The sequence below is a fragment of the Oerskovia paurometabola genome (assembly GCF_016907365.1).
In the GTDB taxonomy this organism is placed as follows: Bacteria; Actinomycetota; Actinomycetes; order Actinomycetales; family Cellulomonadaceae; genus Oerskovia; species Oerskovia paurometabola.
In genome coordinates this window covers 961,453-986,704 of sequence record NZ_JAFBBV010000001.1, presented here as the reverse complement: position 1 = coordinate 986,704, position 25,252 = coordinate 961,453, and the positions used below count along the sequence as shown (strand labels likewise).

At 73.5% G+C, this 25,252-nt stretch carries 24 protein-coding genes; 13 read left to right on the top strand and 11 right to left on the bottom strand.

Going from position 1 to position 25,252, the window contains the following annotated elements; genetic code table 11:
* The first annotated feature begins 20 nt into the window (after window positions 1–20).
* Window positions 21–1,280 carry an ROK family transcriptional regulator gene (locus JOD48_RS04400; protein ID WP_191791847.1) on the top strand — a complete coding sequence of 420 codons (1,260 nt, stop codon included), beginning with the start codon at window positions 21–23 and terminating at the stop codon, window positions 1,278–1,280.
* A 168-nt stretch (window positions 1,281–1,448) separates the two neighbouring features.
* Entirely contained in the window at window positions 1,449–2,222 is a 774-nt protein-coding gene (locus JOD48_RS04395; protein ID WP_191791846.1) for an ABC transporter ATP-binding protein, read from the top strand.
* An 81-nt stretch (window positions 2,223–2,303) separates the two neighbouring features.
* On the opposite strand, the gene mgrA is transcribed toward JOD48_RS04395, so the two are convergent.
* On the bottom strand, window positions 2,304–3,347 hold the full coding sequence (gene mgrA, locus JOD48_RS04390; RefSeq protein ID WP_191791845.1) for an L-glyceraldehyde 3-phosphate reductase: 1,044 nt from the start codon (window positions 3,345–3,347) through the stop codon (window positions 2,304–2,306).
* Between the two features lie 71 nt (window positions 3,348–3,418).
* Window positions 3,419–5,695: an LLM class flavin-dependent oxidoreductase gene (locus tag JOD48_RS04385; RefSeq protein ID WP_204807737.1), complete on the bottom strand. Its 2,277-nt coding sequence runs from the start codon at window positions 5,693–5,695 to the stop codon at window positions 3,419–3,421.
* A 117-nt stretch (window positions 5,696–5,812) separates the two neighbouring features.
* Here JOD48_RS04385 and JOD48_RS04380 point away from each other — a divergent pair, with 117 nt between their 5' ends.
* Window positions 5,813–6,331, top strand: coding sequence for a MarR family winged helix-turn-helix transcriptional regulator (locus JOD48_RS04380; protein ID WP_307823964.1), 519 nt, complete (start codon window positions 5,813–5,815; stop codon window positions 6,329–6,331).
* 6 nt (window positions 6,332–6,337) lie between these two features.
* Here JOD48_RS04380 and JOD48_RS04375 read toward each other — a convergent pair whose 3' ends face one another.
* A complete protein-coding gene (locus tag JOD48_RS04375; protein ID WP_191791842.1) occupies window positions 6,338–7,006 on the bottom strand; it encodes a YrhK family protein in 669 nt (222 codons plus the stop codon).
* 45 nt (window positions 7,007–7,051) lie between these two features.
* Window positions 7,052–8,074, bottom strand: a complete 1,023-nt coding sequence (locus tag JOD48_RS04370; protein ID WP_191796437.1) for a beta-ketoacyl-ACP synthase III — start codon at window positions 8,072–8,074, stop codon at window positions 7,052–7,054.
* Window positions 8,075–8,271: 197 nt separating this feature from the next.
* Here JOD48_RS04370 and bsh point away from each other — a divergent pair, with 197 nt between their 5' ends.
* Window positions 8,272–9,219 (top strand): choloylglycine hydrolase, encoded by a 948-nt coding sequence (gene bsh, locus JOD48_RS04365; protein WP_191791840.1) that lies wholly within the window; start codon window positions 8,272–8,274, stop codon window positions 9,217–9,219.
* 38 nt (window positions 9,220–9,257) lie between these two features.
* On the opposite strand, the gene JOD48_RS04360 is transcribed toward bsh, so the two are convergent.
* Window positions 9,258–10,727, bottom strand: a complete 1,470-nt coding sequence (locus tag JOD48_RS04360) for a carboxylesterase/lipase family protein (RefSeq protein WP_204807733.1) — start codon at window positions 10,725–10,727, stop codon at window positions 9,258–9,260.
* 115 nt (window positions 10,728–10,842) lie between these two features.
* Here JOD48_RS04360 and JOD48_RS04355 point away from each other — a divergent pair, with 115 nt between their 5' ends.
* From JOD48_RS04355 to JOD48_RS04335, 5 genes are all read left to right on the top strand, one after another.
* Complete coding sequence (locus JOD48_RS04355) at window positions 10,843–11,256, top strand: hypothetical protein (protein ID WP_191791838.1); 414 nt, start codon at window positions 10,843–10,845, stop codon at window positions 11,254–11,256.
* A gap of 10 nt (window positions 11,257–11,266) precedes the next feature.
* Window positions 11,267–11,863, top strand: coding sequence for a hypothetical protein (locus JOD48_RS04350; RefSeq protein ID WP_204807730.1), 597 nt, complete (start codon window positions 11,267–11,269; stop codon window positions 11,861–11,863).
* Window positions 11,864–11,902: 39 nt separating this feature from the next.
* Window positions 11,903–12,574: an AIM24 family protein gene (locus JOD48_RS04345; RefSeq protein WP_191791836.1), complete on the top strand. Its 672-nt coding sequence runs from the start codon at window positions 11,903–11,905 to the stop codon at window positions 12,572–12,574.
* 57 nt (window positions 12,575–12,631) lie between these two features.
* On the top strand, window positions 12,632–14,233 hold the full coding sequence (locus JOD48_RS04340) for a Na+/H+ antiporter (protein ID WP_204807716.1): 1,602 nt from the start codon (window positions 12,632–12,634) through the stop codon (window positions 14,231–14,233).
* Window positions 14,234–14,396: 163 nt separating this feature from the next.
* Complete coding sequence (locus JOD48_RS04335) at window positions 14,397–16,049, top strand: peptide chain release factor 3 (protein WP_191791834.1); 1,653 nt, start codon at window positions 14,397–14,399, stop codon at window positions 16,047–16,049.
* 128 nt (window positions 16,050–16,177) lie between these two features.
* Here the strand turns inward: JOD48_RS04335 and JOD48_RS04330 are convergent, their stop codons facing one another.
* Window positions 16,178–16,744, bottom strand: a complete 567-nt coding sequence (locus JOD48_RS04330) for an ArsR/SmtB family transcription factor (RefSeq protein ID WP_191791833.1) — start codon at window positions 16,742–16,744, stop codon at window positions 16,178–16,180.
* Window positions 16,745–16,834: 90 nt separating this feature from the next.
* On the opposite strand from JOD48_RS04330, the gene JOD48_RS04325 reads away from it, so the two are divergent.
* Window positions 16,835–18,217 carry an MFS transporter gene (locus tag JOD48_RS04325; protein WP_204807662.1) on the top strand — a complete coding sequence of 461 codons (1,383 nt, stop codon included), beginning with the start codon at window positions 16,835–16,837 and terminating at the stop codon, window positions 18,215–18,217.
* A 69-nt stretch (window positions 18,218–18,286) separates the two neighbouring features.
* Here JOD48_RS04325 and JOD48_RS04320 read toward each other — a convergent pair whose 3' ends face one another.
* Window positions 18,287–19,231: a threonine/serine dehydratase gene (locus tag JOD48_RS04320; RefSeq protein ID WP_191791831.1), complete on the bottom strand. Its 945-nt coding sequence runs from the start codon at window positions 19,229–19,231 to the stop codon at window positions 18,287–18,289.
* A 137-nt stretch (window positions 19,232–19,368) separates the two neighbouring features.
* Entirely contained in the window at window positions 19,369–20,055 is a 687-nt protein-coding gene (locus JOD48_RS04315) for a FadR/GntR family transcriptional regulator (protein WP_191791830.1), read from the bottom strand.
* A gap of 255 nt (window positions 20,056–20,310) precedes the next feature.
* On the opposite strand from JOD48_RS04315, the gene JOD48_RS04310 reads away from it, so the two are divergent.
* Genes JOD48_RS04310 through JOD48_RS04300 form a run of 3 tightly spaced genes read left to right on the top strand, consistent with a single transcriptional unit; the run spans window position 20,311 to window position 23,377 of the window.
* A complete protein-coding gene (locus JOD48_RS04310; protein WP_204807651.1) occupies window positions 20,311–21,117 on the top strand; it encodes a (Fe-S)-binding protein in 807 nt (268 codons plus the stop codon).
* Window positions 21,114–22,715, top strand: a complete 1,602-nt coding sequence (locus JOD48_RS04305; protein WP_191791828.1) for a LutB/LldF family L-lactate oxidation iron-sulfur protein — start codon at window positions 21,114–21,116, stop codon at window positions 22,713–22,715. Before JOD48_RS04310 ends, JOD48_RS04305 begins: the two co-directional genes overlap by 4 nt.
* Complete coding sequence (locus JOD48_RS04300) at window positions 22,712–23,377, top strand: LutC/YkgG family protein (RefSeq protein WP_204807648.1); 666 nt, start codon at window positions 22,712–22,714, stop codon at window positions 23,375–23,377. Before JOD48_RS04305 ends, JOD48_RS04300 begins: the two co-directional genes overlap by 4 nt.
* A 34-nt stretch (window positions 23,378–23,411) precedes the next feature.
* Here the strand turns inward: JOD48_RS04300 and JOD48_RS04295 are convergent, their stop codons facing one another.
* Genes JOD48_RS04295 through JOD48_RS04285 form a run of 3 tightly spaced genes read right to left on the bottom strand, consistent with a single transcriptional unit; the run spans window position 23,412 to window position 25,167 of the window.
* Complete coding sequence (locus JOD48_RS04295; RefSeq protein WP_204807646.1) at window positions 23,412–23,960, bottom strand: TetR/AcrR family transcriptional regulator; 549 nt, start codon at window positions 23,958–23,960, stop codon at window positions 23,412–23,414.
* A 5-nt stretch (window positions 23,961–23,965) separates the two neighbouring features.
* Entirely contained in the window at window positions 23,966–24,550 is a 585-nt protein-coding gene (locus tag JOD48_RS04290; RefSeq protein WP_204807644.1) for a sugar O-acetyltransferase, read from the bottom strand.
* A gap of 32 nt (window positions 24,551–24,582) precedes the next feature.
* A complete protein-coding gene (locus tag JOD48_RS04285; protein ID WP_204807642.1) occupies window positions 24,583–25,167 on the bottom strand; it encodes an NUDIX domain-containing protein in 585 nt (194 codons plus the stop codon).
* Window positions 25,168–25,252: the final 85 nt, after the last annotated feature.

Sequence of the window (25,252 nt, the reverse complement as noted above, 5' to 3'; positions counted from 1 at the left end):
CCTGTCGGTAAGGTCAAGACGTGAACCGCGACGAGTCCTCGACCGGCGTCAGGACGCCCACCCGGGCGCGCCCCACGGCCGCCCGCCAGCACACCCTGCGCGAGTACAACCTCGCCCTGGTCTCCCAGGCGCTCTTCGACGCGCCACGCCCCCGCTCGCGCGCCGACATCGCCGCCGCCACCGGGCTCACGCGCGCCACGGTGTCCGTACTCGTCGACCAGCTCATCGAGGCCCGCCTCGTGCGCGAGCTCCCGCCCGTGACCCCGCTGCGCGCCGGACGCCCCGCCGTCCCCCTCACGCCCGCCGAGCGCACCATCGTCGGGCTGGGCCTCGAGGTCAACGTCGACTACCTGGGCGGCACCGTCCTCGACCTCACGGGGCAGGTCGTCGCGCAGGAGGTCGTGCCGGGCGACCTGCACGGCAGCGACCCGGCCGAGGTCCTCGGACGCCTGGGCGCGCTCGCCCGCCGCCTCGTCGAGGACGTCGAGGCCCAGGACATGCAGGTCGCGGGCGCGCGCCTCGCGCTGCCCGGCCTGGTCGACGCCCGCGCGGGCCGCCTCCAGGTCGCCCCCAACCTCGGCTGGTCCTCGTTCCTGCCCCTGCCCCTGCTCGGCCTGCCCGACCGCCTGCCCGTCGAGATCGCCAACGAGGCCAACCTCGCAGGCCTCGCGCAGCTCGTCGCGGGTGCGCAGGACCACAGGCCCGACGACGCCGCTCCCCCCGTGCCGTCGTCGTTCCTCTACGTCTCGGGCGAGGTGGGCATCGGCTCCGCGATCGTGATCGACCGCGAGCTCTTCCTCGGGAACCGGGGCTGGAGCGGCGAGATCGGGCACGTCGTGGTCGACCCGCACGGGCCGCGCTGCCTGTGCGGCGCCACGGGCTGCCTCGAGCAGTACGCCGGCAAGGACGCCATGCTGCGCGCGGCCGGCATCCCCGTCGACGCGCCCGTCGAGACGTTCCTCGAGGCTCTCGCGGAGGGCACGCCGTCGGCCCGCGAGGCCGCGACCTCGGCCGGGACCGCGCTGGGGCGCGCGCTCGCGAACTTCGTCAACCTCGTCGACATCGAGACCGTGCTGCTGGGCGGCATCTACACCGACCTGCTGCCCTACCTGCGCGAGGCCCTGACGACCGAGCTCACGACCCGCGTCCTCGCGTCGCCCTGGACCGAGCTCGACCTGAGGCCCGCGCTCGTCGCGGGGCACGCGGCCATGATCGGCGGCGCACGCACCGTGCTGCGGGACGTGGTCGCGGCGCCGTCGGCGTGGACGACGAGCGACTGACCCGGTCACCTCGAGGCGTCGCGGGCGCGCACCGGGCGCGCACCGGCCGGTGGCCGGTGTGACCCGCGACGCACCGTCCACCGGGAGAACGCGGGTACCGTCGTTCGTTGGACCACCGGGGACACCCACGCCCCTGATCTGGTTGACCCACCCTCGGAAGGACCGGGCATGACGACCACCCACATCCTGCAGGCGCGCGACCTCTGGGCCGGGCACGGCGGCGAGGACGTCCTGCGCGGCGTCTCGATCGAGCTCGCGGCGGGGCAGGAGCCCGTGGGGATCGTCGGCCCGTCGGGCGTCGGGAAGTCGACGCTCGTGAGCGCGCTGCTGGGCGAGGTCAAGCCCTCGAGCGGGGCCGTGACGTGGGGCGGACGGACCGTGACGCGCCTCGGACGGCGCGACAAGAAGACGTTCAAGGCCGCGGTGCGACGCGTGTCGCAGGACGGCCTGCCGGGCATCGACCCCGCGAGCACCGTGACGCACGTGCTCAAGTCGGGGCTCACCGACGCACGCAAGGGCGGGCGCCCCTCGGGGCAGTCGATCGAGGACCTCCTGGACCTCGTCGCCCTCGAGCACCGCTACGCGGACCGCCCGCTGCGCACGCTGTCGGGCGGCGAGCGTCAGCGCGTGGCCATGGCCCGTGCGCTCGCGACGCGACCCGACGTGCTGCTCCTCGACGAGCCGCTCACGGCGCTCGACCCGACCATGCGCGGCGAGATCGCCGGGCGGGTCAAGGAGACGGCCACGCGGCTCGGCACGGGCGTGCTCCTGGTGTCGCACGACCTCGAGCTCGTGCACCGCATGACGTCGTCGGCGCACCTGCTGGTCGACGGCGAGTTCGTCGAGTCCGGTCCGCTGCAGCAGGTCCTCGCGGAGAGCGAGCACCCCGTGGTCCGTGAGCTCGCGGAGGCCGCGCCGCTCGCGGTCCAGCGCTGGAGCTGAGCACCTCGGTGCCGCGCCCGAGGTCGGTCAGGCACGCGCCTGACCGACCTCGGGTACCGCCGCCGGGTCGAGCGGGTGGGCTCAGCGCGTCGTGCCGTCGATGGCGAACGGCTCGATCGCCGCGATCTCCTCGGCCGTGAGCGCGGGAGCGTCGAGCGCCGCGACGTTGTTCTCGAGCTGCGCGACGCTGCTCGCCCCGACGAGCGCCGACGTGATGCGCTCGTCGCGCAGGACCCAGCTCAGCGCGAGCTGCGCGAGCGACTGACCGCGCCCGGCCGCGATCTCGTTCAGCGCACGGGCGCGCTCGAGGTACGTCTCGGAGATGGCGGCGGGCTTGAGGAAGTGCCCGACGGCGGCGCGCGAGTCCGCGGGCACCTCGCCCGAGAGGTAGCGGTCCGTGAGCAGGCCCTGCTGGAGGGGCGAGAAGACGATGGTCCCGACGCCGAGGTCCTCGACGACGTCGAGCAGGTTCTCGCCGTCGTCGTGCCCGGCCTCGGGCAGCTCGACGTGCCGGTTGAACATCGAGTAGCTGGGCTGGTGGATGAGCAGGGGCGTGCCGAGGTCGGCGAGGATCTGCGCGGCCTCGCGGGTCTGGGACGGCGAGTAATTGGAGACGCCGACGTACAGCGCCCGCCCGCTCACCACGGCCGTGTGGAGCGCGCCCATGGTCTCCTCGAGCGGGACCGTGGGGTCGAACCGGTGCGAGTAGAAGATGTCGACGTAGTCGAGGCCCATGCGAGCGAGGGACTGGTCGAGCGAGGACAGCAGGTACTTGCGCGAGCCGCCGTCGCCGTAGGGGCCGGGCCACATGTCGTACCCGGCCTTGCTCGAGATCACGAGCTCGTCGCGGTAGGGCCGCAGGTCGCGCGCGAGGTGGCGCCCGAAGTTCTCCTCGGCCGAGCCGTAGGGCGGGCCGTAGTTGTTCGCGAGGTCGAAGTGCGTGATCCCCAGGTCGAACGCGCGGCGCAGGATCGCGCGCTGGTTGTCGAACGGGTTGACGTCGCCGAAGTTGTGCCAGAGGCCCAGCGACAGCGCGGGCAGGGCGAGGCCGCTGCGACCGGATCGCCGGTACGTCATGGACTCGTAGCGGTCGTCGGCGGCGAGGTAGCGGGGTGCGAGAGGCATGCTGCCATTCTGCACCCAGCCCCCCACGGCGGTCTGCGGGCCGCTCGCAGTCAGGAGCGACCCGCAGGAACTCAGGCGTCCGCCGGCGGGATCGGGAAGTTCGCCGAGAACAGGTTCGTCGGGTCGACCTGACGCTTGACCTGACGCAGGCGCGAGAGCGTCGGCTCGGGGAACGCCTCACGCAGGCGCTCTGGACGCGGGTCGGTCTCGAACGACAGGTAGAGCCCGTCGGTGTGCGGGTGCACGAGCTCGTCCCACGCGCCGTCGATCCCGCCGGGTCCGCGGCGCGACCCGAAGGCCGCGACCGAGAAGTTCTGCGTGCGGTGCGCGTACGCCGTCGCGTCGGGCGCGACGTCGTTGACCGCCCCGCCGACCGCGCGGAGCTGGAGGAGCTGCGCGCCGCCGCCGTCGAGGAAGCGGGCGAGGTCGCGGGCCGTGGCCTGGTCGACGTGCTCGATCAGGCCCGAGCGCGAGCCGGGCTCTCCGCCGCCCGAGTGCTGGGCGTCGGCCCGGCGCACGATGCCCGAGTACGGCGTCAGCACGGCCTGGTGGTCGAGCAGAGGGGCCGAGTCGGCGAGGGACTCGAGCGCGCGGATCGCTGCCCCCGTGTCGTCGTCGGCCCACACGGTCATGAGCTGGGCCATGGGGCCACGTCCGCCGCGAGCCCCGCTCATGTGCAGGAAGCTCGTGAGCTCGCGCGGCGCCGACTCGACCGTCGCGGCCCAGCGCTCGAGCAGTCCCGCGGTGTCCGACGCGTCGAGCACCATGGTCGAGTAGACGAGGTCGGTCACGGGCGTCGCCTCGACGTCGACCCAGGTCACGACGCCCATGTTGCCGCCCGCGCCGCGCAGGGCCCAGAAGAGCTCGGGGTCGTCCTCGGCGTCGACGACGCGCACCCGACCGTCCGCGGTCACGATCTCCGCCGCGACCACGTGGTCGATCGTCAGGCCGTGCTTGCGGCCCAGGAGGCCGATGCCGCCCGTCGTGGCGAGGCCGCCGACGCCCACGCCGCCCGAGTCGCCCGAGCTGATCGCGAGGCCGTGCGGGGAGAGCGCCTCGGCGACCTGGCCCCACGTCCCGCCCGCACCCAGGCGCACGCGGTGCGAGCCGTCGTCGGGCACGGTGACCTGGTCCAGGGCCCCGACGTCGAGCAGCACGCCGCCGTCGTTGGTCGAGCGACCGCTGATGCCGTGGCCCGCCGAGCGGACCGCGAGCGGCACGCCCTGCTCGCCGGCCCAGACGACGGCCTCGGCGACCTCGTCCGCGGTGCGCGGGCGCAGCACGATGCCCGGGGCACCCGAGCGCATGTAGGTGTGGCGGACCGTGTCGTAGGCGCGGTCGCCCGGCTCGACGGCGCGCTCGGTCAACGAGTCGGGCAGGCCGTCGTAGTCGATCCCGTCGCGGCGGGCCGCCAGCGCGAGGGCGCCGCGACGGCGACCGGCGGGAGCCGTGCCGACCGACCGGCGCTCGGCCGCGACGAGCTCGCGCAGCGCCGGGGCGACCTCCTCGCCGAAGACCTGGATCTCGCGCGGGTCGTCGGTCGCGAGGACGAACCCGGAGACGCCGTCCTCGAGCGCGAGGTTGCCGAGCTCCTCGACCCACTGCTCGACGGGGCCCTGGAGGTAGCCCAGGCGGCTCGGGGTGAACCTGCCGTTGACGTTGACCATGCGGCGCACCGCGCTCGGGTCGCGTCCGGCCGCGACCGCGGCCTCGTCGATCACCGCGTTGCCCTTGGCGAGGTCGCCGGGCTGGAGGTATGACAGGGACGGCAGCCAGCCGTCGCCCTTGCGGCCGATGAGCCGCTGCATGCGCGGCTTGACGGCGCCGATCCAGATCGGGATGTCGTGCGCGGGGGCCGGGCCGCGCTTGGCGCCGTCGACCTGGTGGTGCGTGCCGTGCACGCGCAGGGGCGTGCGGTCGCTCGTGTCCCAGATGCCGCGGATGATGTCGACGGCCTCGTCGAGGGCCGTGACCGCCTCGCCCGGCGTCAGGCGCGGCGTGCCCATGGCCTCGATCGCGTCCCAGAACGCACCCGCCCCCAGCCCCATGGCGTACCGCCCGCCCGAGAGCAGGTCGAGGCTCGCGGCAGCGCGCGCCAGGACGGCCGGCGGGCGCAGCGGCAGGTTGAGGACGTTGCCCGCGACGTGCACGCGCTCGGTCGCCGCGGCGACCCAGGTCATGAGGGTCCAGGTGTCGAGGAACCCCGCCTGGTAGGGGTGGTCCTGGAAGGTCACGAGGTCGAGCCCCGCGTTCTCGGTGATCTGCGCGAGGCGCACGGGCGCCTGCGGGTCGCTGTTCTGCGGGGTCAGGAAGGTCCCGAGGATGAGGTCGTGGCCGTAGTCCGTCATGCGTGCGCGCTCCGTGTGCCGCGGGGGCGGCGGTCGTCTCCAAAGATCGTCTGAGTGACAGACGATATCACCAGCAACTCATCTTCCATCGAGATCATTCCGATGTATCCTGGTCCCGTGACCCTCACGACGCCGGACACCACCCGCACCCCCAGCCCCCTCGGCTGGCCGCTCACCGCGCTCCTGCGCGAGTGGAGCGCACGGGTCGACTCGCTCGCCGAGGACCTGCCCGACGGGACACGCTGCTACCAGGTGCTCTCCGCCGTCGTGCACGACACCCCGCCCAGCCAGGCCGCGCTCGCCGCGCGCCTCGGCATCGACCGGACCGTCATGACCTACCTCATCGACAAGTACGTCGGCTGCGACCTCGTCGAGCGGCAGGCCGACCCGACCGACCGTCGGACCCGTCGCATCGTCGCGACCGCCAAGGGACGCGAGGTCCTCGCCGACCTCGACGCCCGCGTCTCCGCCGCCGAGGAGGACCTGCTCGGAGGCCTCGACGCCGCCGAGCGTGCGACCCTGCGCCGCCTCCTCGACCGCGCCGCCGACGGGGCGACCCACGACGAGGACCGGTGCGCCGTCGTCGTGCAGGGCATGGACGCCGCGTCCTCGACACGGGCCCGCACCCCCCGCTAGCCGCGCTCAGGGCGCAGGACGCGGACCGCGCGACGCCGCAGGAGCCGGGGCGTCGATCGTGCGGCGCGACAGCAGCGCCGCGACCAGGAAGCACACCGCCCCCAGGAGCGTGCCGAGGTTCGCCCAGAACGCGCTCACGAGCGAGTCCGTCTGCGGCACCACGTACGCCCCCACGGCCGACGCGCCGAACGCGACCGACCCCACGAGGTTGAGCCACGTCCCGTGCCACGTGCGCGCGTCCGCGTCCCACAGGTGGCCCCGGTCCCGGGTCGCGACGACCGCGAACGCGCTCGCGACGAGGAACGCGACCGACCCGTAGGCGTCGGGCCGCCAGCCCGCGCCCAGGCGCGCGGGGTCCGCGATCGCCGCCCCCAGGGCGGCCGCGGTGCTGATGTTGAAGAAGAGGGTCCCGACGAGCTGGACCGCCGCGGCCCACCAGTCCCACCGGTCGGCCGGGAGCGTGCCCCGACGCGGCACTCGGCGACCGCTGAGGCTGAGCTGGATCGCCGCCGCGAGCGTGAAGAAGACCGAGCCCACGCAGAACGTCACACCGACGACGACGGGACCCACGGCCTGCGCGTAGAACGGCACCGCGCCGACCAGGAAGCACGCCGACCCGACGACGAACCCCCACGCCTCGCGGCGCAGGCGGCGCACGCGCGCGTCACCAGCCATGCGCCCAGCGTGGCACGCGGGGGCACGGCCGTCTCGGCGGGCGGATCAGCGCGTGGGCGTCTGCACGACCTGCCCGGCCCACGCGAAGCCGCCGCCGAAGCCGATGAGCAACGCGGGCACCCCCGCCGGGATCTTGCCCGAGTGCCACCACTTCGACAGGCCCAGCGGGATGCTCGCGGCCGACGTGTTGCCCGACTCCGTGATGTCCGTGACGACGACCTTGTCCTCGAGGCCCAGCGCCTTGGCGAGCGGCTCGATGATGCGCAGGTTCGCCTGGTGCGCGACGAGCACCTCGATGTCGTCGAGCGTCAAGCCCGACTTCTCGACCGCGGCGCGCGCCCGGTCCGCCGCGCGCGTGATGGCCCAGCGGAACACCGCGCGCCCGTCCTGCACGAACTTCTCGTCCGGGGCCTCGATGAGCACGGCCGGGGTCAGCTCGGGCTCCGAGCCCCACGCGACGGGTCCGATCCCCGGGGTGTCGGTGCCCTGCACCACGAACGCGCCCGCGCCGTCGGCCGTGAGGATGCACGTCACCCGGTCGGTCCAGTCGGTGAAGTCGGTGAGCTTCTCGGCGCCGATCACGAGGGCCGTGGTCGCGGAGCCCGTGCGGATCGCCTGGTCCGCGAGCGCCAAGGCGTGCGCGAAGCCCGAGCACGCGACGTTGACGTCCAGGATCACGGGCCCGACGACGCCGCGCAGGTCGGGTGCGTCCTCCTCCTCGGGCGTGGACTGACCGGGCATGACGCCCGTGCGCAGGTTGTACGCCACGCGGCCCGCGGTGTTGGGCGAGCGGTCGCGCGCCGTGGCCGTCGCGACGATGACCATGTCGACCTCGCTCGCCGCGACGCCGGCGTCCTGCAGGGCGTGCCGGGCGGCCGCGGTGGCCATGTCGGCCACGGTCTCGTCCTCGGCCGCGACGTGCCGCGTCACGATGCCCGTACGGGACCGGATCCACTCGTCGTTGGTCTCGACCAGCTGGGCGATGTCGTCGTTGGTGAGCGTCCGCTCGGGCTGGTGGTGGCCGATCCCGACGATGCGCGAGCCGGCGGCTCCGGTGAGGGTGAGCATGGGTCGATCATTCCCCCGGGTGGGCGGATCGACCAAGTCGTCGGCGTCGACGGCCGGTCGACGAGCCGAGGAGCGGAACCGGCCCCACCGAGCACGATCGTCACGCCGGCACGACGATGGGAGGAAGGGGGCACGACGCGGTGGCTCGGCGAACCGCGCACGCCTCACGTGGCAACCACGACGAAAGAGGCATCGGCATGTGCACAGGCATCAGGTTCTCGGACGGTCAGGGCAGCACCTATCTCGCACGAAACCTCGACTGGACCAGCGGTTACGGTGAGCAGGTGGTGCTGACGCCCACGGGCTACGCGCCGAGGTCCCCGTTCGGCGCGGTGTCCGGCATCAAGCACGCGACCATCGGCATGGGCATCGTGGAGGAGAGCACGCCGCTCTACTTCGACTGCGGCAACGACGCGGGCCTGGCCGTCGCAGGGCTCAACTTCCCGGGGTACGCGGCCTACGCCCCCGGCCCCGTCGACGGCGCGGTCAACGTCGCCGCGTACGAGTTCCCCCTGTGGGTGAGCTCCCAGTTCGCGAGCGTGGACGAGGTCGAGGCAGCGCTCGCGGACGTGGTCATCGTCGACAAGCCGATCAACGACAAGTACCCGAGCTCGCTGCTCCACTGGATCATCGCTGACGGGAAGCGCGCCATCGTGGTGGAGCACACCAGCGAGGGCATGCAGGTCTTCGACGACGACGTCGACGTCCTGACGAACCAGCCCGGGTTCGCCTGGCACCACGAGAACCTGCGCAACTACCTCAACACCTCGCCCGAGTTCCCCCAGGAGACCCAGCTGGGCAGGGCGCACCTCACCCCGTTCGGCTCGGGCTCGCACATGCGCGGCATCCCCGGGGACTACTACTCGCCCTCCCGGTTCGTCCGTGCCGCGTACGTCAACGCCCACTACCGGACCAAGGGGACCGAGGAGGAGAACGTCTCCCGGGCCTTCCACACGCTGCAGCAGGTCGCGATGGTCGACGGGTGCGCCGCGATGGGCTCGGGCGAGTTCGAGATCACGATCTACACCGGGCTCTTCTCCTCGCGGACCGCGACGTACTACTGGAACACCTACGACGACCCGACGGTCCGCAGCGTCGCGATGGCCGAGCACGCGACGGACGGCGAGGAGCTCGTCCTCGCGTAGACCTCTGTCGCGGGCCGACCCCAGGGCCCTCCCACCGTCTACCGACGGTCGAGCGCAGCCCGTTCGTCGTCGCGCGGTGCGAGGACCACGGGGTCGCCCTCGCCGTCGAAGACCCGCACGGGGCGGGTCTCGTCCCAGTGCTGCCAACCCGGGTCGCCCGTCGTCGCGAACGCGACCCAGGCGGAGTGCATCGAGGTCGCGAGCGACTGCGGGGCCTCGGGCCCGGCGAGCGCCCGCGAGTCCGGCGTCGCCAGGCCGTCGAACACGAACCCCAGCTCGACGGCGTGGGCCGCCCCGAGGTCCGCGACCGGGCTGCGCCAGGCGAACTCGTACACGTAGGTCTCGGCTCCCGCGGACCGGCGGGCGTCGGCGACCCGCTGGAGCGGGACGCGCAGCAGGACGTCCGTGGCGAGCGCCCCGAGGACGGCCCCCACGGGCGCCCCGGGGCGGTTGCGGCGGAACAGCCGGACTGCCCGTGCCGAGATCCCGACCTTGCGACGGGCCACCGCCAGGTGCAGGCGCCTGAACGTACCGAGCAGCCCCGTGGGGACGAACCAGAGGCGGTACTCCTCGGTCGTGGCGCCGACGAGCAGCGGGATCTCGCGCCCGGCCCCCGCCACGAGCGCGTCCTCGGGAGTGCGGGGCACCAGGTCGTCGTCGAGGCACAACGCGAACCCCGGTCCTCCCGTGAGCGGGGTCGCCCCGGCCGTGACGCGGTCCTGCGAGGCGACCAGCGCCTCGGGCAGGACGGTCGCGAACCCCTCGCGCGTCGTCGGGACGGCGAGGTCCTTGCCCATGGCGCGCGTGATGCGCCCTGCCCGGGCTGCCGGCTGCGCGGACAGCGGTCCGCTCTGCACGATCGCGCGCGCGACGAGCCCCGGCGCCGAGGGGTGCGCCAGGATCGCCGAGACCGTGTTCCCGCCCGCCGACTGGCCTGCGAGCGTCACGCGCCGCGGATCGCCGCCGAACGCCGCGACCTCGTCCTGGACCCAGGCGAGCGCCGCGAGCTGGTCGGCCAGGCCCAGGTTGCGCGGCGCACCGTCGAGCACCGAGAACCCCTCGGCGCCGAGCCGGTAGTTGACCCCGACGAACACGACGCCGTCCTGCGCGAACCGCGTCCCGTCGTAGCCCGCCAGCGCGTTCGACCCGTGCGCGAGCGACCCGCCGTGCATCCACACGAGCACGGGCAGCAGCTCGGTGCCCCGCTGCGCCGGGGTCCACACGTTGACGTGCAGGACGTCCTCGCCGTCGATCGTCACGGTCGGCAGCAGCTCGCCGAGCGCACCCGGGTACGGAGACTGCGGGGACGTGGCCCCGTACCGGGTCGCGTCCCGCACCCCGGCCCAGGGCTCGACCGGACGGGGCGCGGCGAAGCGACGGTCACGGAAGGGCGGCGCCGCGTACGGCACCCCGAGGAACCGCTCGACGCCGTCCGCGACCGTCCCCTCGACCGCGCCCTTGCCCGTCACGACCCGTACCCGGCCGGCGACCTCGCTGTCAGCACTCATCCCGTCATGGTCTCTCCGGTAGGCCCGTGGTGTCGGCGGCGCGCCGGTCGCATGCGGGACGGGCGTGGCGCCGTCGGGCCTGGCGGGATCGGGTCGGACTTGCCAGACTGCTGCGATGCCCGACGACGAGGTCGCGACCAGCCCCTCCGGGGCAGCACACCCGATGGCGCCCACCGCGCAGGCCCGCCCGGCCCACCCGGTCCTGCGCGCCGTGCTGCTGGCCGCGGCCGCGCTGGTGGTGCTGGTGTGGAGCGCCAACCTCGAGGTCGTGTGCGCCCTGGCCGGGGGTGGACCGGACGGTTCCTTCGTCATGACACCTCCCTGCCCGGCGCAGAGCACCCGGACGGCCGCCGCCGTGGTCGCGGCGGTCGTCGTCCTCGGGGCGCTCGTGCTCCTGCTGGTCGTGCGCCGTCGGCCGTGGGCCCTGCGCCCGGGGACGGGACGCGCCCTGTTCGTGGCGTTCGTGCTCGTGACCGCCGTAGCGGTCGTCGCGGCGTTCTTCTCGACCGGGGTCGCTCCGGCGATCTAGGGTTCGGTGGATGTCGAGCATCCAGCGGTTCCGCGGCCGCATCGCCGGTTGGGGCACGACGTCGGGGACCCGACTGGTCGTCGGCAGGTGGGACGTGTCCCCGTTCGGCGCGTTCGCCGACGTCATGGTGGAGCGGCCCGACGGCGAGCGCGTCCTTCTCGCCCCGTCGCACCAGGTCGCGGACCTCGTCGCGACGACGTATCGCTTCGACCGGGTCGAGGTGTGCCCCGTCGCCGTGTCCGAGGACTGGCACGTGGTCGCCGGGCCGCTCGAGGCGTGGGTCGGCGTCGGGCGCCGGACGGTGCTCGGCGGCGTACTGCGCGTGGTGCCCCGGCGGGTCGCGGCCTCCCACCGGACGACGGTCCTCACCGACCCGGTCGCTCGGGTCCTCCTCCGCGGTGTCCGGACGCGTGGGAGCGCCGGACCCGGCCGGGTCGAGCACTACGGCGCCACGGACGTGCACGAGATCACCGGCGCCTGCACCGAGTGGGCCGGCGAGCCGCTCGGGGACCTGCGGGACGTCGACCCGCCCGTCCGGTTCGGGTTCGGTTCCACGCCGCGCCGACCGGCCGTGACGGACGTCGTGACGACGATCGTCGGGCGCTGACGCGTGCACGGGCGGCCCCGTTGCCGGATGATCGGTGCCATGCGCAGCACACTCATGAACCACGTCGAACAGCCGGGCGAACCGGGGAGCTTCCAGCTGCAGAACGACCGCATGCTCAAGGTCGACCTCGCGGGCACGGGCGGGTTCTTCTACGCCCGTCAGGGCTCGATGGTCGCCTACCAGGGTGACGTCGACTTCGCGTACGAGGGCTCGGGCGGCGTCGCCAAGATGTTCAAGAAGGCCTTCACGGGCGAGGGCATGTCCCTCATGAAGGTCTCGGGCAGCGGCGACGTCTTCCTCGCGCAGGACGCGGACCAGGTGTTCGTCCTGCACCTGGAGGACGAGGCCGTCACGGTCAACGGGTCGAACGTCCTCGCGTTCGAGAGCACCCTGACCTGGGACATCAACCGTGTCGAGGGCGCGTCCATGATGAGCGGCGGCCTCTTCAACACGACGTTCACGGGGACGGGTTCGCTCGCCGTGACGGCGTACGGGACACCCGTGGTCCTCGACGTCGACGAGCCCACGTACGTCGACATGCAGGCCGCGGTCCTGTGGTCGAGCTCTCTCACGTCCACGATCCGCAAGACCGCGAAGCTCTCGGCCGCGATCGGCCGCGGGTCGGGCGAGGCGTACCAGCTCGGTCTCACGGGGCGCGGCATCGTCGTCGTGCAGGCCTCGGAGGGGCACCCGGTCCCGACGGCGAAGTAGCACGGGGTACCGGCGGCCGGGACGCCGGACTGCCGACGGAGCCGAGAGGAGGAGGCCGTGATCGGGCTCGAGCTCGTCGTCGTCCTCGGCGTCGTCATCGTCGTGTGCGGGATCCTCGCGCGCCGCACCCGGGTCGCGGACCCGATCCTGCTGCTCGTCGCGGGGATCGCGCTCGGGTTCGTCCCGGCGCTGCGGCAGGTGCACCTGCCGCCCGAGCTCATGCTGCTGGTGTTCCTCCCGGTGCTCCTCTACTGGGAGGCCATCACCATCTCGCTGCGGGAGATCCGCGCGACGCTGCGCGGGATCGTGCTGACGAGCACGCTGCTCGTGGTCGTGACGGCTGCCGCGGTCGCCGCGGCGGCCCATGCGCTGGGCCTGCCCTGGGGACCCGCGTGGGTGCTCGGGGCGGCGGTCGCGCCGACCGACGCGACCGCCGTCGGGGTCCTCGCGCGGGCGCTGCCCCGACGCACGGTCACGGTCCTGCGGGCCGAGAGCCTCGTCAACGACGGCACCGCGCTCGTGCTCTACGGCGTCGCGGTGGGCGTGACCGTGGGTGAGGAGACGCTCAGCGCCGGGCACGTGACCTGGCTGTTCGTGCTCGCGTACGGGGGCGGCATCGCGGTGGGTCTGCTCGTCGCGTGGCTCGCCGTCCAGGTGAGGCGCCGCATCGACGACCCGCTGCTGGGCAACGTCGTGGTCCTGCTCATCCCGTTCACGGCGTACCTGCTCGCCGAGCTGATCGAGGCGTCCGGGGTGCTGGCCGTGGTGGTGTGCGGGCTGGTCATGAGCCAGGTCGGGCCGCGGATCGGGCGCGCGGTGACCCGGCAGCAGACCGTCGCGTTCTGGTCGGTCTCGACGTACCTCATCAACGCGTCGCTGTTCGTGCTCGTGGGGCTCGAGGCGCAGTCCGCGGTACGCAACCTGGTCTCGGAGGACCTCGTGACGGCGGTCGTCGGGGTCGCGGTCGTGTGCGCGGTCATCCTCGTGGTCCGGTTCGGCTTCCTCGTGCTCTCGGCGTACACGATCCGGCTCGTCGACCGGCGACCCTCCCAACGCGGGCGGCGCGTCACGAACCGGGCGCGCGCGGTCAGCACCGTCGCGGGGTTTCGGGGCGCGGTCTCGCTCGCCGCGGCGCTCGCCGTACCGGCGACCCTGAGCTCGGGGGCTCCGTTCCCCGACCGGGACCTCATCGTGTTCATCACGTGCGGCGTGGTCGCGACGACGCTCGTGGTCCAGGGACTCCTGCTGGCTCCCACGATCCGGTGGGCCCGCCTGCCCGACGACGACGGGGTCGCCCGCGAGCGCCGGCTCGCCGACGAGACGGCTGCGCAGGAGGCCCTCGACGCGTTGCCCGACGTCGCGGCGGCGCTCGGCACCGACCCGTCGGTCGTCGACCGCCTGCGCGGTGAGTACGAGGAGCACCTGACGCTGCTGCGCGCCCGGGACGCGGAGGGCGACGAGGGCGGCGAGCCGGACCCCGCGGTGCGCCTCGACGACGAGTACACCGAGCTGCGGCTAGCGCTCCTGGCCCGCAAGCGCGACACGGTCGTGCGGCTGCGCGACCAGCGCGCGATCGACGACACCGTCCTGCGTCAGGTCCAGGCGCGCCTCGACCTGGAGGAGATCCGGCTCAGCCGGGGCGGCCCTGCGCCGGAGTGAGCGGGCCCCGCCGCGGCCAGTCGACCGGGGCTCTCGGCACGTGGTCAGCGCGACCTCGATCTCGCGGGAGAATGGAGAGCTGGGTGCTGCGTCCCGCGCGGATGCGCCCCACCCCCTCGACCTCGATCGCGCAGGAAACTGCAGGAAGCCACAGGACGTTCCAGTGCCCTCAGCGGACCAGCCCACCACGACCTCCAGCACCACCGCTCCCGCGGCCGCCTCCCCGGCGAGCCCCGCGAAGGAGCGGGCGACCGTCCTCGCGGAGGCCTCGCGCCGCCGCTCGTTCGCGGTCATCAGCCACCCGGACGCGGGCAAGTCGACGCTCACCGAGGCGCTCGCGCTGCACGCCAACGCGATCCGCGAGGCGGGGCGCGCGGACGGCAAGGCGGGCAAGCGCACGGTGTCCGACTGGATGGACATGGAGCAGGACCGCGGGATCTCGATCACGTCGGCCGCGCTGCAGTTCACCTACCGGGACGCCATGATCAACCTGGTCGACACCCCGGGCCACGCCGACTTCTCCGAGGACACGTACCGCGTGCTGTCCGCGGTCGACGCGGCCGTGATGCTCGTCGACGCGGCCAAGGGGCTCGAGGTCCAGACCATGAAGCTCTTCGCGGTCTGCAAGCACCGCGGCATCCCCCTCATCACCGTCATCAACAAGTGGGACCGTCCAGGCAAGGACGCGCTCGAGCTCATGGACGAGATCCAGGAGCGCACGGGCCTGGTCCCGACCCCGCTCACGTGGCCCGTGGGCGTCGGCGGCGACTTCCGCGGTGTCCTGGACCGCCGGACCGGTCAGTACGTGCACTACACCCGCACGGCCGGCGGCACCACCATCGCGCCCGAGGAGGTCATGGACCCGGACGCGGCCCTGACACGCGAGGGCGACGCCTGGACGACCGCCGTCGAGGAGGCCGAGCTGCTCGCCGACACCAACGGCGACCACGACCAGGAGTCGTTCCTGGCCGGCCAGACCACGCCGGTGCTGTTCGGCTCGGCCGTGCAGAACTTCGGTGTCCACGCGCTGCTCGACGTCCTGGTCGACGTCGCCCCCTCCCCCTCGCCGCGCGTCACCGTGAACGAGGACACACGTCCCGTGGAGGCGCCCTTCAGCGCGTTCGTCTTCAAGATGCAGGCTGGCATGGACACCGCGCACCGCGACCGCCTCGCGTTCGCGCGCATCTGCTCGGGCGTGTTCGAGCGCGGCATGGTCGTGAGCTCGGCCCGCACGGGCAAGCCGTTCGCGACCAAGTACGCCCAGCAGGTCTTCGGGCGCGAGCGCACGATCGTCGACACGGCCTACCCGGGCGACGTCGTGGGCCTCGTCAACGCGGCGGGCCTGCGCGTGGGCGACACGCTGTACCTGGACAAGAAGGTCGAGTTCCCGCCCCTGCCGACGTTCGCGCCCGAGCACTTCGCGGTCATGCGCGCCAAGGACGTCTCGCGCTACAAGCAGTTCCAGCGCGGCGTCATGCAGCTCGGCGCCGAGGGCGTCGTCCAGGTCCTGCGCTCGGACCTGCGCGGTGACCAGGCGCCCGTCCTGGCCGTGGTCGGGCCCATGCAGTTCGAGGTCGCCGAGCACCGTATGGCGACCGAGTTCAACGCGCCCGTGACGCTCGACCGCCTGGGCTACTCGATGGCGCTGCGCACCACGAAGGACTGGGTCGCGAAGCTCAACGAGCAGCCGGGGGTCGAGGTGCTCCAGCGCGAGGACGGCGAGTACCTGGCGCTCTTCCCGGACCGCTGGCGCGTGACGTCGGTGCGCAACCGCCTCGACGACGTGGTGCTGCTCGAGGACGAGATCTTCGGCTGACGCGCCGGGCGCGACGGCCGCAGCGCCGTAGATGCCCGCAGAGCCCTCGACGCCCGACGGCGGAGCACCCCCACGTACCCGGGTGCGCTCCGCCGTCGGGCGTCCTCGTGCAACGACGTGACGGCACCTCAGTGCGTGTCGTCGCTCCTGTCCTGCCCGTGGGGAGCCAGCACCGCAAGCACCTGGTAGGCGCGCCGCGCCGGGTCGGGCGACTCCTTGGCCTCGGTCAGCGCGCGGTCGGCCCAGCGTTCGAGCAGGTCCGCCAGGTCCTGCGTCATCTCCGCGGCCAGACCTGGCGTGAGGACGAGCGCGTTGATCGCGAGCAACCGGTCGTCCAGCCGGGCCTTCTCGTCGTTCGCCTCGACGAACAGGCGCTCGGCCCACACCAGTGCCGGGCGGACGACCTCCCGGACCGTCTCGGGCGACCCGGGGTCGACGACGTACCTCTCGGCGACGTTGGTCCACACGCGGTCGCGCCGGTCGCGCGCGTGCTCGGGTGCCTCGGCGATCATGCCCGCCTTGGCCAGCACCCGCAGGTGAAAGCTGATGGAGTTCGCGGGCTCTCCGATCGCCTGTGCGAGGTCCGCGGCCCGGGCGTGCCCGAGGGCCGCGAGCTCGGTGAGGATCCGCTGCCGCATGGGGTGCGCGACGGCCCGGAGCGCCGTGGGGTCCTGGACGTGGAAGGTCTCGCGCATCCCCCGAGGCTAGCAACGCCGTCGCCGTCCGCACGACCACTTGCGCAATCATCATTGCGCATCAGTTGTTGCGAGACTACGGTGTGTCGCATGTCGACCACCCAGAGCACGCCGCCACCTCCCCGCGCCTCGACGGACACCGCGGCCCCGGACCCGGTCCTGCTCTCCGACTCACCCGCAGCACCCGTCTCGCCAGAGCCCCCCGGCGACGCCCCCTCCCCCGCTCCACCCCTCCTGCGCAACCGGTCGTACATGCTCCTGATGTCCGGGCTGACGACCGAGTCGCTCGGAGCCGGCCTCGCCCTGTTCGCCGTCCCGCTCGTCGCCTACTCGCTGACCGGGTCGGTCCTCCAGGCCGGAGCCGTCGCAGCGGTCGGCCAGGTCGGGGCCCTGCTCGCGACGCTGCCGGCCGGCGTCGTCGCGGACCGCGTCGACCGGCGTCGACTCATCGTCGCCGCGAGCGCCGTGGGCGCCGCCCTCTGGGTGACCGTGGGCGTCGCAGCAGCGCTCGGATCGCTCACCGCCTGGCACCTCGCGCTGGTGCTGTTCGGCGCCTCGGTCGTGGGAGCCTTCGTCGACCCCGCGACGAGCGGAGCCTTCCGCTCCGTCGTCCCGACCCCCCAGCTCCCGACCGCGCTCGCCGCGTCCCAGGGGCGGGACGCCGTCGCGAGCCTGCTCGCAGGCCCCGTCGGCGGCCTGCTCTTCGCCGTCGGGCACGCGGTCCCGCTCGTCGCAGCGGCGATCGGGTCGGCCGCGACCGCGGCATGCACGTGGGCTGTGCGCGAGCCACTCAACGGCGACACCGCGGAGGCCCGCACGACCCGACCCGTCGAGGCGCTGCGCCAGGGGCTGCGCTTCGTCTGGTCGGTCCCGCTCTTCCGGACGCTCCTGGGCCTCTTCGTCGTCATCAACGTCGCGTTCGGCGGGCTGCTCGTCGGGATCAACCTCGAGCTCGTCCGGACCGGGGTCGCCCCCGTCCTCATCGGGATCATCGACCTCGCCGTGGGTGCGGGCATCCTCGTCGGGGCCGTGCTCGCACCGCGGCTCGTCGCGCGCGTCCGGGCCGGGGCGCTCACGGTCGCCGCACTGGTCACCCTCGCCCTCGGCGCGACCCTCATGGCCGCCCTCCAGACCTACCCCGCCTACGTGGCCGTGCTGCCGCTCGCCGTCCTCCTGGTCCCGGCCGTCAACGCGGGTCTCGCGGGCTACGCAGCGGCGATCACCCCGCTCGAGATGCAAGGACGCCTCGCCTCGATCATGGGACTGACCGGGCTCGCCGCCGGACCCCTGATCCCGCTCGTCGGGGCCGGGTTGCTCGACCGGTTCGGGATCGGGACCGCGCTCGTGGCGCTCGCGGGGCTGCTCGTCGCCACGGTCGCCGTCATCGCAGCGGCACGCCCGCTCTGGCGCGTCGGCACCCCGGAGACGTGGGCCGACGACGCGCTGCCGTCGGCCGCCAGGACCACGGACTGACCTCGCGCCGGCCGGGCGCCGGTGTCAGGACGAGCGTGCACCGCAAACCGTGCTCGTCCTGACAGGCGCTCAGCGCGCCAGGTCCGCAGGGTCCGTGTTCGCCCCGCACAGCACGACGGCGACGCGCTCGCCGGGGTCGGGCACGTACGTGCGCGACTCGAGCGCCGCGAGCGCCGCCGCGGCCCCGTGCTCGACGACGAGCCGCCGCTCGTCCCACAGGTGCCGGCGCGCGGCGACGATCGCGTCGTCGGACACCAGGACCGAGCGCACGTCCGCGTGCTGCGCGAGCGACAGCGCCATCTCGGAGGTGCGGCGGGCGCCGAGCGAGTCGGCGGCGACCGACGCGACGGGGACGTCCACCACGCGACCCGCGTCGAGCGCGGCGCGCAGGGCCTGCGCACCGTGCGGCTCGACCGCCACGACCCTGATCCCGTGCGGACGTGCCGCGGCGGCCACGCCGCTGAACAGCCCGCCGCCGCCGACCGCGACGACGACCGTGCTGACGTCGGGGCGGACCGCGACGATCTCCTGCAGGAGCGTGCCCGCGCCCGCCGCGATCAAGGGGTTGTCGTAGGCGTGCGACGCCAGGGCCCCGGTCTCGTCCGCGAAGGACTGCGCGGCGTCGAGGGCCTCGGCGTACTCGGACCCGACCTGGTGGACCTCGGCGCCGAGGGTGCGCAGGCGCGCGACCTTGACCGGCGGCGCGGTCTCGGGCACGAACACGGTCGCCCGGACCCCGTGCGCCCTCGCCGCCCACGCGTTCGCCATGCCCGCGTTGCCGCCCGACGCGATCACGATCCCGGCGTCGGGCAGCGTGCCTGCGTCGAGGTGGGCACCCACGAAGTTCAGGGCTCCGCGCGCCTTGAACGAGCCCGTGTGCTGCATGAGCTCGAGCGCGAACACGCCCGTCGCGGCACCGAGAGCACCCGGGTCCATGGGGGCGAGCGCGACGGGCCGAACCTGCCCCGCGATGCGCTGCGCCGCGGCGAGGACGTCGAGGTGGTCGATGGTCATGCGGAGTCCTCCGGGGGTGGGCGGCGGACCGGTAGGCCCAGAGGAACACTACGACGTGGCCGCCCGGGCCCGCGCCTCGCGGGGACGAACGCCGAGGTAGGGGGCTGCCCCCTACCTCGCGCGCCCCGGGTTCTGACTCACAACCCCGCCTCGCGGTAGAAGCCCTCGATGTGCTCGCGCACGGCCACGACCGCGCCCGCCGCGTCACCGTTCGCGACCGCGTCGAGGATCGCGCGGTGCTCGGCGCGCAGCCGCACCGCGGTGCGGGGCCAGTCCTCCAACCGTTCCGTCCCGGCAGCGACGTAGGACTCGATCGCCCCTCGGAGCCCGGTCATGACGGCCTCGACGAGCGTGTTGCCCGCGAGCCGGACGAGTTCCACGTGGAACGCCGCGTCGAGCTCGCGGAAGCGGGCCGCGTCGAGCGAGGGGTCGTCCATGGCGTCGAGCAGCGCGACGGCCTCCGCGAGCCCGGCGCCCGCGGCCTTCGCGGCGGCCTGGCCGACCGCCCAGGTCTCCAGCAGCACCCGGGTCTCCACGACGTCCCGGACCACGAGGGTCCCGGACGCGACGTGCAGTCGCACGGCCGCCCCCAGGCCTGCTGCGGGCCGGTCGATGACGGTGGCTCCGGCGTCGGGCCCTGAACCGACCGCGGTGCGGACGATGCCCATGGCCTCCAGGACGCGCAGCGCCTCGCGGACCGAGGGGCGCGAGACGCCGAGCTCCTCGGCGAGCGCACGCTCGGCCGGGAGGCGTTCGCCGAGGCCCCAGCGGCCGGCGGTCAGGTCCGCCTCGATCCGGGCGAGGACGATCTCGTGGGTGCGCACGAGGTCAGCGTAGTGCTGCACGTGCGTATCGGAACGAGTACGACGGTGGTGTCGCGCCGGTTCTGACACATCGTGCCCATGTGGTCCGACCACAGGGCACGATGGTCTACAGTGGCTCGGACACTGTGTGGTCAGACCACAACCTGCTCGTCGCCGAGCAGGGGCCGGGAGGGCCGCGCGGCACCTCCGACGGGCACTCGCCGCCCGCCGGGACCAGACTGAATCCCACCGCCCCCTGCCCGGCTGGAGTACCCAGTGCGTATCGCCCTCGCCGCCACCTGCATCGCCGACGCGATGTTCCCCCAGGCCCCCCGGGCCACCGTCCAGCTCCTCGAACGCCTCGGCCACGAGGTCTACTTCCCCGAGCAGCAGACGTGCTGCGGGCAGATGCACGTCAACACGGGCTACTTCGACGAGGCCGTGCCCGTCATCAGGAACCACGTCGAGGCGTTCGCGCCCGCGCTCGACGGCGAGTGGGACGCGATCGTCGTGCCGTCGGGCTCGTGCACCGGCTCGATCCGCCACCAGCAGGCCATGGTCTGCCGGCGCGCGGGCCAGGAGAAGCTCGGCGCGACCGCCGAGGCCCTGGCCGCCAAGACCTACGAGCTGTCCGAGCTGCTCGTCGACGTGCTCGGCGTGACCGACGTCGGCGCGCACTTCCCGCACCGTGTCACCTACCACCCGACGTGCCACTCGCTGCGCATGATCCGCGTGGGCGACAAGCCCCTCCAGCTCCTGCGCGCCGTCGACGGGATCGACCTCGTCGAGCTCCCCGGCGCCGAGAGCTGCTGCGGGTTCGGCGGGACCTTCGCGCTCAAGAACTCCGAGACGTCGACCGCGATGCTCAGCGACAAGATGTCGGACGTGAAGTCGACGGGCGCCGAGGTCCTGACGGCGGGCGACTATTCGTGCCTCATGCACATCGGCGGCGGCCTGTCGAAGCTGCGCACGGGGGTGCGCACCATGCACCTCGCGGAGATCCTGGCCTCGACGCAGGACGCGCCGACGCTCGTGGCCGAACCGGCCCACGCCCACTCCGACGACGAGGAGGCCGCACGATGAGCACCTTCCTGGGCTTCCCCACCCGTCGCGGCGCGACGACCCTGCCCGACGGCGGCACGCACCACGGCTCGCCCGGCACCACCGCGAGCCCCGGCTGGGCCGACGACGTGCCGCACCCCGACGCTCCGCTGCGCTGGGGCGAGACGTTCCCCGAGGCCGCCAAGCAGGCGCTGCAGAACACGCAGCTGCGCCGCAACCTGGCCCACGCGACCTCGACCATCCGGGCCAAGCGCGCGGCCGTCGTCGGCGAGGTGCCCGACTGGGAGGCGCTGCGCGACGCGGGCTCGACCATCAAGGCCCACGTCATGAGCGACCTCCCGCACCTCCTCGAAGAGCTCGAGCGCAACGTGACGGCACGCGGCGGCGTCGTGCACTGGGCGCGGGACGCCGCCGAGGCCAACCGCATCGTGACAGAGCTGGTCAAGGCCACGGGCGAGACCGAGGTCGTCAAGGTCAAGTCCATGGTCACGCAGGAGATCGGGCTCAACGAGGCGCTCGCCGAGGAGGGCATCGCGGCGTTCGAGACCGACCTCGCAGAGCTCATCGTGCAGCTCGCCGACGACATGCCCTCGCACATCCTCGTGCCGGCGATCCACCGCAACCGCTCCGAGATCCGCGAGATCTTCCTCGAACGCATGGGCGACGCCCCGCCCGACCTGACCGACGCCCCGCGCGAGCTCGCCATGGCCGCCCGTGCGCACCTGCGCCGCAAGTTCCTCTCCGCGAAGGTCGCGATCAGCGGCGCGAACTTCGCGGTCGCGGACACGGGCACGCTCGCGGTCGTCGAGTCCGAGGGCAACGGGCGCATGTGCCTCACGCTCCCCGAGACCCTCATCACCGTCATGGGCATCGAGAAGCTCATCCCCACCTACCAGGACCTCGAGGTCTTCATGGCGCTCCTGCCCAGGTCCTCGACCGGCGAGCGCATGAACCCGTACACGTCCCTGTGGACGGGCGTCACGCCGGGCGACGGACCGCAGGAGTTCCACCTGGTCCTGCTCGACAACGGGCGCACCAAGGCCCTGGCCGACGACGTGGGCCGCGCGGCCCTGCACTGCATCCGCTGCTCGGCCTGCCTCAACGTGTGCCCGGTGTACGAGCGCGTGGGCGGGCACGCGTACGGCTCGGTCTACCCGGGCCCCATCGGCGCGGTCCTCACGCCCCAGCTCACGGGGTCGACGGGGAAGTCCGACCCCAACAACTCGCTGCCGTACGCCTCGACGCTGTGCGGTGCGTGCTACGACGTGTGCCCCGTGAAGATCGACATCCCGTCGCTGCTCGTGCACCTGCGGGCACGCGAGGTCGACCAGGACCGGGGCCGCCCCACGGCCTGGGGAGCGGCCATGAAGGCCGCGTCGTTCGTCATGGCCAAGCCCGGCCGTTTCGAGCTCGCCGAGAAGGCCGGCGGCGTGACCCGGGTCCTGGGCGGCAGCTCCGGCCGCATCTCGTCGCTGCCGTTCCCGGGGTCGAGGTGGACCGACGCGCGCGACCTGCCGGTCCTGCCCAAGCAGAGCTTCCGCGAGTGGTGGGCCACCGACCACGCTCCGCGCGAGCCGGTCCCTCCCGTCTCCCCCGATACGACCGGAGACGCCCGATGAGCGCGCGCGACGACATCCTGGCCCGCGTGCGCGCGGCCGTCATCACCGACGGCGCGCACCTCGGGGACGCCGTGGCCGCACAGGCACCGGTCTCGCGCGAGTACCGGACGACGGGCGAGCACTCCCCCGGGTCCCCCGAGGCGGTCGAGATCCTGGTCGACCGGCTCGTCGACTACCGGGCGATCGTCCACCGGGCCGCGACCGAGACCGACCTGGCCCGCACCGTGGGCGAGCTGCTTGCCGACGCGCGCTCCGTCGTCGTGCCCCCGGGTGTTCCCGCAGGCTGGACGAGCGCGCTCGGGGCCACGACCGCCGTCGTGCACGACTCGCGGGAGGACCGGCGGACCGCGGCCGAGCTCGACCATGTCGACGCGGTCCTCACCGCGTCGCGGCTGGCCGTCGCGGACACCGGGACGATCGTCCTGGACGGCGAGGACGACCAAGGGCGCCGCGCGATCACGCTCGTCCCGGACCTGCACGTGTGCGTCGTGCGGACCGGCGACGTCGTGCACACGCTGCCCGAGGCCGTGACGATCCTCGCCGCACACCCCACGCGCCCGCAGACGTGGATCTCGGGGCCGAGCGCGACGAGCGACATCGAGCTCTCGCGCGTCGAGGGCGTGCACGGGCCGAGGACGCTGCACGTGATCCTCTGGGGCTGAGCCCCTCACCCCACCCTCGGTGCCGAGCAGGCGCTCAGCCCACCTGGCGTCGCACCGCGCGGCGCACGCGCTCGGGGTCGAGCGATGGCCGCCCGTCGGGCCCGGTCGACAGCACGGAGTGCAGCACGAGCCCCTCGATGAGGGCGTCGAGGTCGGGCACGACGTCCGCGTCCACGTGCCGCCGCAGCGCGGCCTGGCTCGCGGCCATCCACCGCTGCGTGACCGCGCGGAAGGCGGGCTTGCGGGCCACGAGCACGTAGAGCTCGAGCGCGACCAGCAGGTCCCGCTGGTAGCTGCCCGACTCGTCGCAGACCAGCGCGACGAGAGCCTCGACCGGGTCGCCGCCCTCGGGGACCGCGTCCATCGCCGCCTCGAAGCGCGCCGCGGCCTGGGCCGCGTGCCGCTCGAACGCGAGCCGCAGCACGTCGTCGAGGTTCTCGAAGTGGTACGTCATGGACCCGAGCGGCACGTCGGCCGCGGCGGCGATCACCCGGTGAGTCGCGCCCGCGACGCCGTGCTCGGCGATGACGTCGAGGGCCGCGTCGACGATCCGGTCCTTGCGGTCGGGGTCGACGCGGCGCACCGCGGTCACTCGTCGATGTGGCGCAGCACGCGGGCCGGGTTGCCCACGGCCACGACGTTCGCGGGCAGGTCGCGCGTGACGACGGACCCTGCGCCCACGACCGTGTTCTCGCCGATCGTCACGCCCGGGCACACCGTCACACCGCCGCCGAGCCACACGTTGTCGCCGATCGTGATGGGCTGCGCGGCCTCCCACTTGTCCCGGCGCGGGCCGGGCTCGACGGGGTGCGTGGGCGTCAGGAGCTGGACGTTGGGGCCGATCAGTACGTCGTCACCGATCGTGACGGGCGCGACGTCGAGGCACACGAGGTTGAAGTTCACGAAGACGCGCGCGCCGACCGTGGTCCGGTAGCCGAGGTCGCAGCGGAACGGGGGGCGGATGTCGCTGCCCTCGCCGAACGCGCCGAGCAGCTCGGTCAGCACCTCGCGGCGAGCCGTGCCGTCGTGGGGGTCCAGGGTGTTGAAGCGGTGGCTGAGCGACATGGCACGCTCGGAGTCGGCCGCGATCTGCGGGTCGTCGGCGAGGTAGAGGTCGCCCGCGAGCATGCGCTCGCGCATGGTGCGCTGGTCGGAGGGGTCCGGGAAAGTCATGTGTACAAGCGTACACATGACCGTGGGCACCGTCAGTCCGAGGCCCGACGGCGGTGCGTCATCTCCTCGAGGACCGTGCGGAGCCGCACGGGGAAGTCCTCGGGCGTGTCGGGCGGGAGCCGGTCGACACGGAACCACGCGACGGCCTCGCTCTCGTCGCTGACCACGGGCAGCGCCTCGAGGTCCGCGAACGCGACATAGCCCACGTCCCAGTGGACCAGGCACGTGCCGAAGCGGGAGGACAGCGCGTGCCGGTGCAGGTCCACGGGCGCGCCGCCGGGCTCGAAGGGCTCCAGCCCGACGATGCCGCTCTCCTCGCGGGCCTCGCGGAAAGCCGCTGCCGCCAGGCTCTCGTCGCCCGGCTCGACGTGACCGCCGACCTGGACCCAGAACTGGCCCTTGCGGTGGAAGCACAGCAGCACGTGCAGCAGGTCCGGGGTCAGCACGAAGCAGCTCCCCGTCAGGTGCTCGGCGCCACCGCGGAAGATCACGTCCCCCCGCCCCTCCTCGACGAACGCCACGTACTTTTCGCGCAGCGCGGCCTGCGCGGGGCTCAGCGGCACCCAGGACCGGATCGAGTCGAGGGCGGTGGCGGCAAGGTCTTCGGCGGAGGTCACCCGGGAAGCCTACGACCGACGTGCGCGAGGTAGAGGGCCGCCGCCGAGGGAGAGGGCTCCAGCCCTCCACCTCGGCGCGGTCCCT